This window comes from Mycolicibacterium aichiense (genome assembly GCF_010726245.1).
GTDB classification, from domain to species: domain Bacteria; phylum Actinomycetota; class Actinomycetes; order Mycobacteriales; family Mycobacteriaceae; genus Mycobacterium; species Mycobacterium aichiense.
Map to the genome: position 1 here is coordinate 1,472,777 of NZ_AP022561.1, position 14,553 is coordinate 1,487,329.

Annotated in this window: 16 protein-coding genes; 6 read left to right on the plus strand and 10 right to left on the minus strand. The window is 66.3% G+C overall.

Annotated elements, in window-relative coordinates:
- Window positions 1-17: 17 nt before the first annotated feature.
- The gene (locus tag G6N32_RS07100) at window positions 18-458 is read left to right on the plus strand and encodes a lipoprotein LppJ family protein (protein ID WP_115316609.1); all 441 of its coding nucleotides are present in this window, start codon (window positions 18-20) and stop codon (window positions 456-458) included.
- A gap of 13 nt (window positions 459-471) precedes the next feature.
- Here the strand turns inward: G6N32_RS07100 and G6N32_RS07105 are convergent, their stop codons facing one another.
- Entirely contained in the window at window positions 472-1,548 is a 1,077-nt protein-coding gene (locus tag G6N32_RS07105) for a phosphotransferase (RefSeq protein ID WP_115318765.1), read from the minus strand.
- A gap of 125 nt (window positions 1,549-1,673) precedes the next feature.
- Between G6N32_RS07105 and G6N32_RS07110 the strand changes: the two genes are divergently transcribed.
- From G6N32_RS07110 to G6N32_RS07120, 3 genes are all read left to right on the plus strand, one after another.
- Window positions 1,674-2,267 (plus strand): TetR/AcrR family transcriptional regulator, encoded by a 594-nt coding sequence (locus tag G6N32_RS07110; RefSeq protein WP_115316608.1) that lies wholly within the window; start codon window positions 1,674-1,676, stop codon window positions 2,265-2,267.
- Between the two features lie 10 nt (window positions 2,268-2,277).
- Window positions 2,278-3,147 carry a LysR family transcriptional regulator gene (locus G6N32_RS07115; protein ID WP_115316607.1) on the plus strand — a complete coding sequence of 290 codons (870 nt, stop codon included), beginning with the start codon at window positions 2,278-2,280 and terminating at the stop codon, window positions 3,145-3,147.
- 100 nt (window positions 3,148-3,247) lie between these two features.
- A complete protein-coding gene (locus G6N32_RS07120) occupies window positions 3,248-4,468 on the plus strand; it encodes an MFS transporter (RefSeq protein WP_115316606.1) in 1,221 nt (406 codons plus the stop codon).
- An 8-nt stretch (window positions 4,469-4,476) separates the two neighbouring features.
- On the opposite strand, the gene G6N32_RS07125 is transcribed toward G6N32_RS07120, so the two are convergent.
- Window positions 4,477-5,376 carry an MBL fold metallo-hydrolase gene (locus G6N32_RS07125; protein ID WP_115316605.1) on the minus strand — a complete coding sequence of 300 codons (900 nt, stop codon included), beginning with the start codon at window positions 5,374-5,376 and terminating at the stop codon, window positions 4,477-4,479.
- A 105-nt stretch (window positions 5,377-5,481) separates the two neighbouring features.
- Here G6N32_RS07125 and G6N32_RS07130 point away from each other — a divergent pair, with 105 nt between their 5' ends.
- Complete coding sequence (locus G6N32_RS07130) at window positions 5,482-5,859, plus strand: hypothetical protein (protein ID WP_115318764.1); 378 nt, start codon at window positions 5,482-5,484, stop codon at window positions 5,857-5,859.
- Window positions 5,860-5,913: 54 nt separating this feature from the next.
- On the plus strand, window positions 5,914-6,753 hold the full coding sequence (locus tag G6N32_RS07135; RefSeq protein ID WP_115318763.1) for a nitroreductase: 840 nt from the start codon (window positions 5,914-5,916) through the stop codon (window positions 6,751-6,753).
- 3 nt (window positions 6,754-6,756) lie between these two features.
- Here the strand turns inward: G6N32_RS07135 and G6N32_RS07140 are convergent, their stop codons facing one another.
- From G6N32_RS07140 to G6N32_RS07175, 8 genes are read right to left on the minus strand one after another with little or no spacing between them, the layout of a single operon-like run.
- A complete protein-coding gene (locus G6N32_RS07140; protein WP_115316604.1) occupies window positions 6,757-7,533 on the minus strand; it encodes a hypothetical protein in 777 nt (258 codons plus the stop codon).
- Entirely contained in the window at window positions 7,530-8,243 is a 714-nt protein-coding gene (locus tag G6N32_RS07145) for a hypothetical protein (protein WP_147291939.1), read from the minus strand. Before G6N32_RS07145 ends, G6N32_RS07140 begins: the two co-directional genes overlap by 4 nt.
- A gap of 23 nt (window positions 8,244-8,266) precedes the next feature.
- Complete coding sequence (locus G6N32_RS07150; RefSeq protein ID WP_115316602.1) at window positions 8,267-9,232, minus strand: MlaD family protein; 966 nt, start codon at window positions 9,230-9,232, stop codon at window positions 8,267-8,269.
- The gene (locus tag G6N32_RS07155; RefSeq protein ID WP_115316601.1) at window positions 9,229-10,275 is read right to left on the minus strand and encodes an MlaD family protein; all 1,047 of its coding nucleotides are present in this window, start codon (window positions 10,273-10,275) and stop codon (window positions 9,229-9,231) included. Before G6N32_RS07155 ends, G6N32_RS07150 begins: the two co-directional genes overlap by 4 nt.
- Window positions 10,272-11,450, minus strand: a complete 1,179-nt coding sequence (locus G6N32_RS07160; protein WP_232077548.1) for an MlaD family protein — start codon at window positions 11,448-11,450, stop codon at window positions 10,272-10,274. The genes G6N32_RS07155 and G6N32_RS07160 overlap by 4 nt, the downstream gene beginning before the upstream one ends.
- Window position 11,451: 1 nt before the next feature.
- A complete protein-coding gene (locus tag G6N32_RS07165; RefSeq protein WP_115316600.1) occupies window positions 11,452-12,492 on the minus strand; it encodes an MlaD family protein in 1,041 nt (346 codons plus the stop codon).
- Window positions 12,492-13,502, minus strand: coding sequence for an MlaD family protein (locus G6N32_RS07170; protein WP_115316599.1), 1,011 nt, complete (start codon window positions 13,500-13,502; stop codon window positions 12,492-12,494). Before G6N32_RS07170 ends, G6N32_RS07165 begins: the two co-directional genes overlap by 1 nt.
- Entirely contained in the window at window positions 13,499-14,551 is a 1,053-nt protein-coding gene (locus G6N32_RS07175; RefSeq protein ID WP_115316598.1) for an MlaD family protein, read from the minus strand. The genes G6N32_RS07170 and G6N32_RS07175 overlap by 4 nt, the downstream gene beginning before the upstream one ends.
- Window positions 14,552-14,553: the final 2 nt, after the last annotated feature.

The window sequence follows — 14,553 nt, forward strand, 5'->3', positions numbered from 1 at the left end:
TATCAGGATGTGGAATCATGCAATCCGATGCTGACCGAGTCTCCAACCCGCTGACCCCCGAGCAGTCCAAAGCTCAGGTCATGGATGCCGCGCACGACATCGTCACGACATTGAACATCAATGTCGTCGAGGCGGCGTTTTGGCACGCGTCGTGTAATGACCAGGGCGACCCGCCTTTTCGCGGGCAGATGCGCATCGCCTATCCACCCGCCGCGTCATTCGCGGCGTCCGACACCGAGATCGCCCAGATGGTCCAGCAACTCCGCAACACCGGGTGGACGTCCGATCCCGAGTTCCACACCCACGGCACCGCGTTGAGCAAGGGCAACGTCGTGGCCGTCTTCGGGCCGCAGAATGTCAGCAACCCTAACCGCGACATCGAACTGTTCGGCGAGTGCCGCGACACCACCACGACCAAGGACACCAAGGGCCGGGTGGAGCGCGTCACGTTGTCCTGAGTGGCGCACTACGTTACGAGGCGATCTCCGCGATCGCCGACGGAGTATCCAGATCGCCATAGGCATTGGCGTAGCGCTGGGCCAGGGCGACGGCAACTTCGAGGCGCTGCCAGAGCCCGCCGCCGCTGCTGGCTGTCGCCAGCCACAGCGCCAGTCCATGTGCGACCGACGCTCGGTAGCGCAGCCACACCTCGGCCGAGGTGGGCAGTTCGTCGGCGGGCAGGCCGAGCGCGTCGCGGTATTCCTCCAGCAGCGCCCGCTCGTGCTCGCGCCGGTCCTCGACGGTCAGCGCGCCCTGCAGGAAGTACCCGACATCCAGTGACCAGTTGCCGCGACGGGCGACCTGCCAGTCCAGGAACCCGACCTCACCGTCGGGCGTGACGTAGGTGTTGCCGATGTGCGGATCGCCGTGCAGCAGCGTCTGCGGCGAGGTGGTCAACGTCCGGATGTAGGGCTTCCACACCCCTTCGACCAGCTGGTCGATCGACAGCGACAGCACCTCGGGTGGAGTGCTGTCGTCGAGCTGTTCCAGCGCGCTCGGCAGCGGCGCGTACTGCAACCCGTCGAACGGCTCGAAGGGCTCCAGCCAGCCCAGGGCCGGTTCCTGCAGCACGCGGTCTCCCCAGTACCGTCCGTGCAGGCGCCCGAGCCCGCGCATCCCGGAGCGGGCCTCCTCGAACGTCAGCGGCCGCAGGGAATCCCGGGGATCGGCACCCCGCGCGGTGAGGTCCTCCATGACGAGGCAGAAGTCGTAGGCATCTTCGTCGATGAGTGCGGCGTAGACGACGGGATGCTCCAGCGGGAGTGCGACGCCCGAGCTGAACAGCCGCGGCTCATGGAACATGCCGCTGGTCATCCGGATGAGCTCCTTGTGGTCCGGGTCGGCGGCCTTGACGAAGACGGTTGTCGGTCCCGTGCCCTCGGAGTAGCACAACCGAAGGCGCGCACGACGATTGGTGCCGTCGTCGCGAAGGTCTATCGCGACGTCGCTGACCGTGGCACCGGGGTAGTGGGCGGCCAGGGCGTCCGTCATCCAGCTCGGCGACACCTCGGCGAAATCGGCGGGCACTGACAATGCGGGTGAGCTCATGTCGGCGGGCACTCCTCGGGTGCGACTGGTCTGCACTATTACGACACGAAACGTGTCGTAATAGTCGGAAAGGTACCGCACCGTGGTGCACGACTGTCGGAAATCGGCGAAGTTAAGCTCGCGACATGTCGCAACCGCCCGGCCGGCCTCGAGACGCATCGCTGCACGCGGCGATCCTCGGTGCCGTGCGCGAGGTGCTGATGGAGTCCAGCTACGCCGATCTCTCGATGGACGGCGTCGCGGCGCGCGCGCAGGTCGGCAAGAAGACGCTTTACCGGCGGTGGGCGTCGAAGGCGCCGCTGGTCGCCGAGGCGGTACTGGACGCCTACGGCCGTGGCGGTTCGTTCGACGTGCCCGACACCGGTGATCTCGGCGCGGACCTCCAGTGTTGGCTGATCGAGCACGGCGAGTTCATCGCAGAACCCGCCAACGCCAAGCTGATCCGTGCGCTCGTCGCTGCGGCCGCCGCGAATTCCGGTGATACCGAAGCGCTGTACGAACAACTCAGCGTTCCGCAGCGCAGCGGGCTCGTGGACAGGGTGCGCCGCGCGGTGGACAGCGGTGCCGTGCGCCCCGACGTCGACCCCGACGCCATCGCCAACGCACTGATGGGCACCCTGCTTCTGCAGGTCATGAGCAGCCCGGTGCGCAGCGACGACGCGGCGGGCCGGTACGGGGCTCTGGTGGATGCCCTGTTGAGCGGTGTCGGCTCGGCCTAGGGTCGTTCACGTGCATCTCGAGGAACTGCAGTGGTTCGTGGTGCTGGCCGAGACCGAACATGTCACCGAGGCCGCGGCCGAACTGGGGGTCAGTCAACCTACGCTGTCGCGCGCGCTGAGCAGACTCGAGCAGGACGCGGGTGTCCCGCTGTTCGACCGGGTCGGTCGTCGACTGCACCTCAACGAGTATGGGCGAATCATGCTCGAGCATGCCCGCCGCAGTCTGGCCGAAGTGCAGGCGGCTCTGGATCGCATTGCGGCCCTGCGGGATCCCGACACCGGCCGGGTGCGTCTGGCGTTCCTGCATTCACTGGCCAACTGGTATGTGCCCGAACAGCTTCGGCGCTTCCGAGAGACCGCGCCGAAGGTCCAATTCGACCTTTTTCAGGGTGCCGCGCACGAGATTGCCCGCAGCATTCTCGACGGCGGGTCCGACATCGCCATCACCTCACCCCGGCCGGACCCGGCGGACTTCTCCTGGCGCCGTCTCTATGTCGAGCGACTGTGTTTGGCCGTTCCTGTGGGGCACCGGCTCGCGATGCGCAGCCGGGTCAGCCTGTCGGTGGCGGCCGACGAACCGTTCGTCGCGCTCGAGAAACCGTTCGGGTTGCGGCAGTTGACCGATGAGCTGTGGGTCGAGGCCGGCATCGATCCACAGATCGTGTTCGAGGCCTCCGAGATCCCAACGATGGAGGGCTTGGTCGCGGCGGGGTTCGGAGTGGCGGTGGTGCCGGTGCCGCGGGACGGTACCGAGGCGAGGGTGGTCCATGTGCCCTTGTCGAACAGCCGGGCCAAACGCGAGGTCGGATTGGCCTGGGCGCGAAGCCGTCCGCTCGCGCCGCCCAGCGAGCGCTTTGTAGATTTCCTCGCCGACGGCTGAGCCCATAGGGGTCGCCCACCTGGCGTCATGCGCCTGGAGCATGAGTAATGAACAGATCATGCATTGGACACATCAGTAGCGTGTTCCTACCGTGCACTCAGTGACCATTGACCAATCCCTGGAACGCGCCTGGACGGGGCACACCCGAGGCTCGACCGCCTACACGCGACTGCTGGCGGCGCTGTTCTGCGCGGGCGTGGCCACATTCGCGCAGCTGTACTCGCCGCAGGCCGTCCTGCCCCTGATCTCCGCGGACCTCGGCGTCGGTGCTGCCCATGCCGCACTTCTCATTTCGGCGTCCACCGTCGGTTTGGCGATCGGCGTGATCCCCTGGTCGGCGCTGGCCGACCGGATCGGCAGGGTCAAGGCCATCACGGTGTCCGTTTCCGGTGCCACGCTGGTCGGGATGCTGGTGCCCTTCGCCCCGACGTTCGGGCTGCTGATGGCAGGGCGGTTCCTCGAGGGACTGTTGGTCGGCGGGGTGCCGGCAATCGCGGTGGCCTACCTGACCGAAGAAGTCGACCGTGCGCATGCCGCCCGCGCCGCCGGCACGTTCGTGGCCGGAACGACGATCGGCGGTCTGCTCGGACGTTTGGTGTCGAGCCCGGTGGCCGAGTTCGCCGGTTGGCGCATGGGGGTCTTCACCGTCGCGGTCATCTGCGGGATGGCGGCGATGGGGTTCGTCAAATTGGCCCCCGAGCCGCGGGGTTTCACTCCGGCGTCGCACCGCGGCACCAATCCTGAGGGCAGTCTCGCGCACCGGCTCGCCGTGAACCTGCGCACACCGCGTCAGCTCGTGCTGTTCGCACAGGGCTTTCTGTTGATGGGCGGGTTCGTGGCCCTCTACAACTTCCTCGGCTACCGGTTGACGGCCGCGCCGTTCGGACTGCCTGCGTCGGTGGTGAGCCTGGTATTCCTGGCGTACCTGGCCGGAACGTGGGCGTCGTCGCGCGCCGGTGCCGAGGCAGCCCGCTTCGGGCGCAGGCGGGTGCTGCTCGTCTCGGTCGCGATCATGATGACAGGAGTCGCGATCACGTTGAGTGCCAACGTGATCGCGATCCTGATCGGGTTGGTGGTGGCCACGGCCGGGTTCTTTGGTGCGCATTCCACCGCCGCGGGGTGGACCGGGCAGGCCGCACCCGTCGGCAAAGCCCAGGCGTCGTCGCTCTACAACCTGTTCTACTACGGCGGCTCCAGCGCCGTCGGCTGGCTGGGCGGTGTGGCCTTTGATGAGTACGGGTGGACGGCGGTCGCGGTCACCATCCTGGTGCTGGCCGGCATCGCGGGATCGCTTGCGGCCCTGATGCTGCGGGACGGGTAAGCGACGCGTCAGTAGTCCCAGACGGCAGGCACACAGCGGAACACATCGCCGGCGGTCGCCACATGGCAGACCGACGGGAATGGCAGGTGAGTGGCCACCAGCGCCTCACCGGTCGCGGCGACCTCACGCAGCAGATTCACCCGGACGCGGGCGGCTTCCTCCGGATCGTGCTCAAAGCCGTTCTGCCACTCCGGATTGTCGAAGCCGGGTGCGAACACCGCGTCGCCGGCGAATGTCAGCCGTTCACCGCGGGACTCCAACCGAACGACGCTGTGCCCGGGAGTGTGACCGCCGGTGCGAGTGACGAGCACGCCCGGCGCCACTTCGTATTCCGTCTCGAACGGCCGCAGTTGCCCGCGGTAGTCGTTCAGGAACCGGGTTGCGGTCCTGCGCAGCACATCCGGGATCGGTTGCGGCATGACGGTGTGGGTGAAGTCGGGCTTCTCCCAGAACTCTGCCTCCCGGCTGGCCACGTGCACCTGCAGGTCCGAGCGAAGCCGCGCCTTGAGACCTTCGGTGAGCAGTCCGCCGATGTGGTCCATGTGCAGGTGGGTGAGCACGACGTCGGTCACTGCGCCGGGGTCGATGCCGGCGGCCTCGAGGCGCGCAACCGTCTGCCCGGCCCGCGGAAAGTCTGGGAACTCCACCCCGAGACCGGCGTCGACGAGAATCGTTCGGTCACCGGTACGCACCACTACGACGTTGAGCGGCCAGTCGACGACGTCGCGGGGTAGGAACTGGTCGTCCAGCCAACCCGCCAGTTCGGCCGGGGGCGTCGTGGTCGCCAGCGTCGACGCGGTAATCGGCAGCACCCCGTCGCTGATCACCAGCACCTCGATATCACCGACCGGCACCGCGTAGCGCGACGGAACCAGCTCGCCGGCTCGGGAAATGTTGTCCACACTCATGTTTGCTCTCCTGATCGGTTCGGGAATTACCCTTCGACTGCGGAGAACGCACGGCGATTCGTAAAGTCATCCCGGGAGCGCAGCCGTGATGCGAAGGTGGAGCCGATGCGTGCAGGAATGTTCGGTGTGCCGCTCCTGGCCACAACGGTGCTGATCGGCCTGATCGGTGCGCCAACGGCGGCGGCCGGCGACAACGACTGCGCCCTGTTGCTGCCCGCGGCAGACCAGCTGGAAGCGGTATTCAACGAGATCGCACCGACGGGGACGCCGCCGTGGGTCGCAGCCCAGGTTCGCGCGCCGCTGAGCCCGCTGCACAACCTGACCAGTCCGCCGGGTATCGATCTGCGGATCCGGTCCAACATGGTGGCGTCGCAGGTCGACAACGGCGACCCGTACCGGCCGGCCACCCCGGAGCGGCTCGCGAGCGATCTGGCCAAGGCCCGGGACCTACTGGTCGCAGTCCGCCACTGGTGCGCGCCCTAGCCTTGGCCCCGAGGATAATCGGGAACGACGCGATGGACGGAGGTGACACGGCAGGTGAGCTCCTTGCCCGACGCGGCGACGCTGGAAACAGTGCTGGACGTCGCTGCCCGCGCCCCGTCCCTGCGCAACCTGCAGCCGTGGCGCTGGCAGGTCGACAGCGAGGCCGTCCACCTGTACGCGGACTGGAGTCGGCGGGCCGGTGACGCCCCGGCGGACCGGCGCGACGTCCTCCTCGGCTGCGGGGCGGTTCTCGACCACTGCGTCGTCGCGATGGCCGCCGCGGGCTGGCACCCGAGTGTCCGGCGGTTCCCCGACCGTGCAGACACCAGCCATCTGGCGATCCTGGAAGTGGTCGAGCAGCCGCCTCAGGGTGGGTGGCGCGAGCTGGCCTCGGCCATACCGCGGCGCCGCGCCGACCGCCGCCCATACGGCTCTCGGCCGATAGCGCCCGGCACGCTGGAGTTGCTGTACATCCGGGCCAGGCGGCTGGATGTGGATGTGCGGGTTGTCCCGACGTCGCGGTGGACTCGGATCGGCGACGGCACCGTCGAGCTTCGGTACCCAACGGCCGCCGAGCAGTCCGGAGAAACACCCGATGGCGCAGTGCTCCTGGTCCTGGGCACTCGCCGCGATGATGACGACATGCGCTTGCGAGCCGGGGAAGCGCTCAGCCTCGTGACGCTGACGGCCACCGCGATGGGTTTCGCGAGCTGCCCGCTGACCGAGCCGTTGAACGACACCAAAAGCCGACTTGCGCTGGCATGCGAGGTGTTCGACGGTGCGACGTATCCGCAAGCCCTGATCCGTGTCGGACTCCCGTTGGACGATGCCGAGCCGCTGCCTCCGACCGACCGTCGAGCGGCCCGCGATATCACCGTGTGGACCAATCGATAGCGCTCAGTTACCGAACACACCCCAGCGCTTGATCTGGACGCGCTCGGCGTCCGGCCAAATCGCTTTGGCGGCAGGTGAATTGCAGAAGTAGTCCTCAGCCTGGCGGATGCTCATATCGACCGCGTGCAGGCCGTCCTCCTGGTGGGCGCGGCAGTTGACCGTCAACACCCGATTGGTGGCCGGCTCGGCTTCCAGCACTTCGATGGTCAACACCACCACGAGCGTGTAACCGGCGCCGGTCGGCAGGTAGAAGGTCAGGTCCCGACTGGCCGGACCGCCGCCATTGCTGACCAGATAGCCGTTCCCGCTGGGATACACAGCCTGCCCGACCATCTGGGTGCGCTCGTAATGCCGGCTGTCGTCGTGGGCGCGCCACACCGCGAACCGGGTGTTCGGATTGCCGCCGTTGAGCAGATTCCGCGAGATCGGGATGATCAGTTCCGCACGCCCGTCGCCGTCGATGTCCTGCAGCCCGACACCGCCCGGGGTGGACGGCTCCAGGAGTTCGTCGATCGTCTGCACGACTGCGCCCGACGGGTCGGTGACGGTGACTTTGACCGCCCCGGGCTTCGGCAGCTCCGGCACCCGCCAGTAGTTCACGGCGAAATCGAGATCGCCTGAGTGCAAGGCACAATCGACTTGCGGAGACGTGCCCGACGGCGTGATCACCGGGTTCGACTGCGGACACGGCGGCAATGACGTGTCCGCGGCTGCGTGCGGAGACACGACGCTCGCGGCCGCCACCGTCACGACGGCGGCCAGGAGCGACAGTCGTTTCACGGACGCGGTGCCGGGGCCGGTTTCGCCGGGGCCGGAGCGGCCGGTGCAGGGCCGGCCGGTGGCGCGGGGGGAGGGGGCGCAGCACCCGGAAGCTGTTGCTCCTCAGGTGCCTTGGTTCCGGTTTTCGGTCCGATATCGGTGACCTGCCAGCCGTTTCCGACCTTGGTGACGGTGACCCGCAACAGGATGATCGACACCTTGGGGGTCGGGTTCTGCAGATTGCGGGTCGTCTGATGGGCCGACACCACCACCTCGTACGATCCGTCCGGGGTGAGAACCGGGTCGGTGGCCAGCACTTCGCCGGTGGAGCTGACCTGTGCCTGCAGCATGACCGCTTTGAGCAGGTCTGTGGCGTTGACGTACTTGTCCTTGAGTTGCTGTGACACACCGTCTTCGACCGAGCGGAAGAACGCGTCCGGGTCTTCGAAGCTGTAGGTGAGCGACTTCATCGCGTAGTCGCGGGCCAGCTGCGCGGCGGCCTCACGATCGGCCTGCGCCTGACGTGCCTGGGCGAGTTCGCCGTTCACCTCGCGGTACTTGACGAAACCGAACGCGCCGCCCCCGACAAGCAGCACCGCCAACACGATCGCCACCCAGAAGCTGCGGCCCCGCGACCCCTTCCGCGGCCCGGCCGAGGACTCCTCCGCCTCGGGAGGCTCGCTCACGGCGTCGTCGACCTTGTCGTCCTCGCCGACAGGTGTATCGGTCATGTCAGAGCTGTCCTCGCTGTTGGTCATTGGTGCCACTCGGGTACGTTGAGCTGCACCCGAACGCCGCCGGTGTCGTTGAACGTCGATTCCCAGAAGTCCAGCCAGTGCCCGGCGTCAATCTTGATGTCGTGTAATGGTGCCATCGCGGGCTGCAGGATGGTGGCGAAAGTACCCAGCGGGCCGGCGAGCATGTCGAGCCATTCGCCGAACTTGGCGACCAGGATCCCAGCCGGGTCCTGCGGGCCGATCACACCGATGCCGGTGTGTGACAGGATCTCGATCTGGTGGACCAGCTGCAAGAAGGCAGGCACCGATTTCGGCAGTAGTTTGCCTGTCTCGCTGATGATTTCGCCGGCATGAATATCGCCGAGGTTGGTGGTGAACGTCGACACATTGCTGAACAACGTGTTCAACAGTTCCTTGTCGTCACGGATGACCTTCGCGGTCAACCCGGCAGTGACGGCCAGCGAGTCGATGGTCTCGTCGTTGCCCTTGAACGCCGCGGACATGTCGTTGATGATGCTGTGGATCTGGTCGAGGTTCAGTGCCGTGAAAAGAACATTGGCCCTGGTGAGCAGGTCGCTGGCGGTCACGATCGGGGCGACCCGGTCTGGCGGGATCACCGCGCCGTCGGCGAAGTAGGGCGGCGCGATCACTGTGGGGCGGAAGTCGATGTACTGTTCACCGGCCGCCGACAGGTTCTCCACGCTGATGGCGCTGTCGGCAGGGACCTGGTATTTGCGGTCGACGTCCATCGAGACAGCAAGTCCGGTTGCGGTGGTCTGAATAGCGGTTACCCGGCCGACCTTGATACCGCGCATCGTCACTTCCGAGGTGGGCATCAAGCCACCGGAAGAGTTGAGCAGCAACGTGAGTCGCGTGACCTGTTTGGTCGGGCCCATGTCGAGCACGCCGAACGACATGTAGGCCGCGCCGGCCAGAGTCATCACCACCAGGATCACCAGCGTGGTGCGCGCACTGAACTTCATGGCACCAGCCCCATCGTCTGCATCGCCTCGACGGCCTGGTTGGCCTTGTCGGCGGGATCCACCCCTTCGCGCCCGGTGGGCGCGTGCAGTTCGGTGATGGTGTACTTCGGGCCGCCATCGCGGAACCACCCGAGCAGCTTGTAGCGCAACAGTGCCACGAACTTGTCGGCGATCACCGGGATCGTGGTGTCCACCGTGGCCATCGTGTGGATCATCGGCGTGATGTAGGACAGGATCTGCATGAGATCACCGGCGATGGGATTGATCAGATCGCCGCCGAGCTTGCCGACGTCCTTCGATGCGCCGACGACATTGAGGATGGCCATCGTGACCGCCGAGAGCCCTTGGAGTTTCGCCGGGCCTTCGGTGACCAGCCGGTTGAACACCTGGGTGTTGGCGGCGAAGCCGGAGGTGATGTTCTCCATGCCGTCGAGCATCGAGTCGATGGTGTCCTGATTGGTGGCGAGGTCGTTGAGCACCCCGGCGACCGTGTGCTGCATGCGGGTGAGCTCGTGCGGATCTTGCGGGAACGCTTTGTTGACGTTGACCACGGTGGTCTGCAGTGTGCCGATCGCGCCACCGGCTACGAGGTTCGACATCGACCGCAGGAGGTCCTCGACGTTGTCGGCCGGTGAGGTGTTGCGCAGCGGAATGGTGTCGCCGTCACGCAGGACCGGCCCGGACTTGTCTTCCGGCGGCAACAGGGCGATGTAGATGTCGCCGAGCGGGGTGGCCTGACGAAGCTCAGCGCGGGTCGCGACGGGAAGCCTGGTGTCACCGGCTATTTCGACGGTGGTGACCGCCGTGGTCCCCTCGAGCCGGACGCTGTCGAGCACGCCGACCTGCACGCCGCCGGAGTCCACTTTGGCCCGTGCCGGCAGATTGAGCACGCTGGCGAACTCGATGTTGACGTCGTAGGAGTGCCGCGGACTGTAGGCGCCCGGCACCGGCAGCCGGGTCGGATCCAGCGAACAGGCCGCAGTGAGACCGACGGCGAGGGTGAACATCAATGCGCAGAACGCGCGCAGCGAGGGTCGGGTCATGGCAGCGCCGCCCCCAGAACGAGATTGGTGAGGCCGAGCGTCACCGGGTCGGTCGGGGTGCCCGACGCGCACGCCGCCGCGGCGCCGGGAATGTTGCGCTCCGTGAGGCCTTGGCAGATGGCGCCGGCCTGCGTCGGGGCGATCGACACCTGCGGCGGGATGTAGGTGACGTTGTGGGTGCCCCACGCCGGCTCGTAGATGTCGGCGAGCCAATTGCTGAACTGCGGCCAGGAGTTGATCATCGCGGTGATCGCCGGGATGTGCCGGTTCAACAGATCGCGCAGCCCACCGAACCGCTTGTCGAACTTGTCGTAGAACCGCGGGCCGAACCGGTTGAGCGCCTCGATCAGCGTCGGCAGCAGGTGGGACACATTGGCCATCGCGGCACCGAAATTGTCCGAAAGGCCTTCCATCAATTGGGCGGTGACCGGCAGCGTTTGGATCACCGAGGCGAAGCTGTCCCAGTTCTTGAGGAAGTCGGAGCTGAGAATCTCGCCGTTCTCGAATAGCTGACGGTAGTCGGCATCGGCCTTGTACGGGTCGGCGAGCATGGTGCGCAGGTTGCGCATTGTCTTGTTGATCCCGGGCCCGGTGCCCTGCAGTGAATTACTTGCCGCGCTGAGACTGTCGTTGATCGCCTGCACGCCGGGGGCATTGGACGGATCCTGGCCCGGTTGGGATCCCAGGATCGCATCGGTGAGACTGCCGATGGCGGAGAACGTTTCGCTGACGCTGATCGGCGTCTTGGTGGACTTGAGTTTGATGCAGCCCGGACCGGTGAACTTGGGACCGCCGGTGTAGGGCTTGGTCAGCTCGACGTGGCGATCGGTGACGATGGATTGCGAGTAGGTGACCGCGCCGACATCGGCAGGCAGGACCAGGTCCGCGGGCACGGTGAAGTCCACCTCGACATGGTCGGGCTTGTTGACGATCGCTGTCGTCGAGCCGACCTCGATACCCAGCAGCGCGACCTTGTTGCCGGGATAGAGACCCACCGCGTCGGTGAATTCGGCGCACATCGCCCGGGTGGGATTGATCTTCGGGGCCAGCACTGTGACGCTGACCGCCACCGCGACCGCCAGTACGGTGAGGATCACCACCGCTATGGCGACTCCACGCCGCGACCGCAGCCGCGCGCCGATGCGCGATGCCGTCGTCAGGTCTGCAGGAGCCATGTCAACAGGTCTTCATGATGTTGGGGAGACAGAGGTCCTGACCGGGGACCAACCGGTTGTGCTGGTCGAAGGTGACACCGTTGCCGCTGAGCATCGGCCCGATGATGTTGAGCGTCTGCCCGAGACCGTCCAGAGCCATGCCCCAGCGTTCCGGGTGGGCTGCCAGCGTGTCGCTGATGTCCTCGATTCCCTCGGCGATGGGCATGACATCTTTGCCGTACCACATCGTCAGCCGGTCGAGGACACGGGTCAATTCCTTGATCAGAGCGAAGAATTCGACGATGTCGACGGCCTTGGAGGTGTACATCTTGCCCAGGATGTCGAACTGCTCGAACAGGGTGATGAGCTGTGCGCGTCCGGCCGTCATGGCTCGCAGCCCGTCGTTGACGAAGTCCAGGCCGCGATGAAAGTCGGCGGTGGATCTGCTCATCGATTCGGTCAGCCGGTCGGCGGACTGCAGCAGGTTGCGCACCGCGTCGGGGTAGCGGTTGGCCGCGTTGGCGACTTCGGCGAAGGTGTCGTGGATGACGTGGCCGTCGACTTCTTTCACCACCGGCGTGGCCGCCTGGATGATGTCGTTGACCTCGAACGGCAGGGTGACGCGCTGCGGCGGAATGCCGTTGCGGCCCAACGGAGCCGTCCCCTTGGGGTCCAGCGCGACGTAGTGGCCGCCGAGCGGGGTCAGTAGCTTGATGTCGAGGGTGGAGTCCGAGCCGACCTTCACCGAGTTCTCGACGTCGAACCTCATCTCGACCAAGGCGCCGTCCAGGCGGACGCTGGTGACCTTTCCAACCGCGATACCGGCCACCCGCACCTGGTCGCCGGCGCGCAGCCCCGCCGAGTTGGGCATGTGCGCGGTGTAGCCCGCCTCGTCGCCCGGATTCAGGTAGGCCATCGCGGTGCCGGCGAGCGCGGCGATGATGACCAGGACGCCGATGATCCCGTTTCGCCGGTTGCGGTTGGCGGTGGCGCGCTCGTCCCGCGCGCCTTGGCGCCCACCGATTGTGGCGCGCAACGTGGTGAGGTGCCTGTCGAGTTGCATTACCTGCACACCACCAGGTTCTGCTGTGCGAAGGAGACCTCGCCGATCCCCGGGAGCGTGACCTCGCCGCGCGAGCAGGAGAACGTCGGGGTGGCCGGCTGTTCGTCGACCAGCCAGTCCCGCATGCCCTGGATCAACGATGGCGCGAGGGAGAGGCCCGCGATGATGGTCGGGGTTTGCGGCCACATCCGGCTGCTCAGGTCATAGAGCGGGCCCGTCGTGCCGTCGAAGGTGCGCTCGAAGTACTGCATGACATGCGTGGTGTTCCGCAGGACAGGCAGCCCGCTGTCCAGCGACTGACGGAATTCCTCTGCCTTGGAGCCGAATTGAGCGAGCACCACATTGAGCTGGGAGATCAGCTGGAACAGCTCGCCGGACTTGCCGCCCAGATCTTGGGAGATCGCGCTGAGATTGCGGATCATGGTGGTGATGACAAGCTGGCGGTCCACCGCGAGCGTGGAGATTTCGTCGAGGTCGTGAAGGAACGGGCCGATCCCCGATTCGTCTCCCTGAATGAGCCGCAGCAGGTTCTCGCCCAGCAAGTTGAACTGCGCGGGGTCGAGGGTCTGAAAGATGGGCTGAAATCCGTTGAACAGCTTGGCCACGTCGAACGACGGGATGGTCTGCCCGATGGGAATGGTGCCCCCGTCCGGCAGCCGGTTGTCAGGCTTGGCCGGCTGGACCAGTTCCACGTAGCGCTGCCCGATCAGGGTCTGATAGCGCACCGCGGCGACGGTGTTGGTGTAGACCGGATGGTCGGCCTGGGCGGTGAAATCGACCTTCGCCACCCGCCCGTCGAGCCGGATGGTTTGCACCTTGCCGACCTGCACCCCGGATATGCGGACGTCGTCACCGACGTAGAGGCCCGACACATCCGAGAATGTGGCGGTGTACCCGGACAGCGCTCCGGTGACCGGACTGCGCAGGGCCGTCAGCACGATGAGCGTGCACACCACCGCGACCGCCGTGAACGCTGTCAGCCAGAACACCGACTTGGTAACGCTTCTCACCGGCCACCACCTTGTGAGGGTGCCGGGGCGGGAGCCTCGGCGGGCAAGGCCGCGGCCAGCCCGGGCATGGTGTCCAGGGTCAGTTCGAGATTCAACCGGACCTTGCCGTTGATGATCGGAAACGCCGTGCTGGTGCGGTCCAGCAGACCGGAGATTCGGTCATAGGCCGGCGACATGCTTCCGTACATGTACGCGTACGGCACAAACACGCTCATGATGCCGCCGAACAACGGGACGAGCCACGAGATGTGCTTGGCGAAGATCCCGTCGGTGGTGAACAGCAGCTTCGCCAGCTGGTCCATGATCAGGTTCATCCGGTCCACGCCGTCCGGGTGCGCCAGGAACTCCATCCCGTTGAGAAGGTCATAGGCCAGGCTGACCAGCGGAACCGCGTCGCTGACCCCGTTGACCAGTGACGCGAGTACTGAAAGCGACTGTGAGACCGGAACTTTCTGCGAGTCGGTGACCATTTTGATCAGATCGAAGTAGGACCGGGTGACCGGCTCGGTGAGGTCGGCGTGCTTACGCACGATCGCGATGATGTGGTCGATATCGGGCGAATCCATGATCCGGCCGAACTTCTGGCCTTGGCGCAGCAGCCCGGTGATGGACGCCGAACGCACATTGGTGTCGACCGTCAGCGTCTGGTTCGTCCCCAGCCGCGGGCCGGTTCCGCTGCTGACCAATTCGACGGCGGCCAAGCCGAAGGTGTTGGACGAGGTGAAGTTCGCGGTGGTGTCGGCCGCCAAGGCTGCCGCCTGGCGCGGTTCGAGTTCGAGGGTGATCTTCTGCTTGTTGAAGCCGGCCGACTGCAGCGTCTTCACCGAACCGATGGTCAGCCCCCGGAACTTCACTTCCGCACCGGGGGTCAGGCCCTCGCCGAGCTTGTCCGCCATCACCGTCAGCTTGAATGTGTCGGCGTAGCCGCCGGTTCCGAGCTGATAGAGGACAGTTCCCGCGACGAGCAACACGATCGCGGCGAGGAGGCCGCGGATGCGCAACGCGCGCGAGGTGGGCCTGCGCCCGCCCTGGTCGGCAGATGCGAACATGC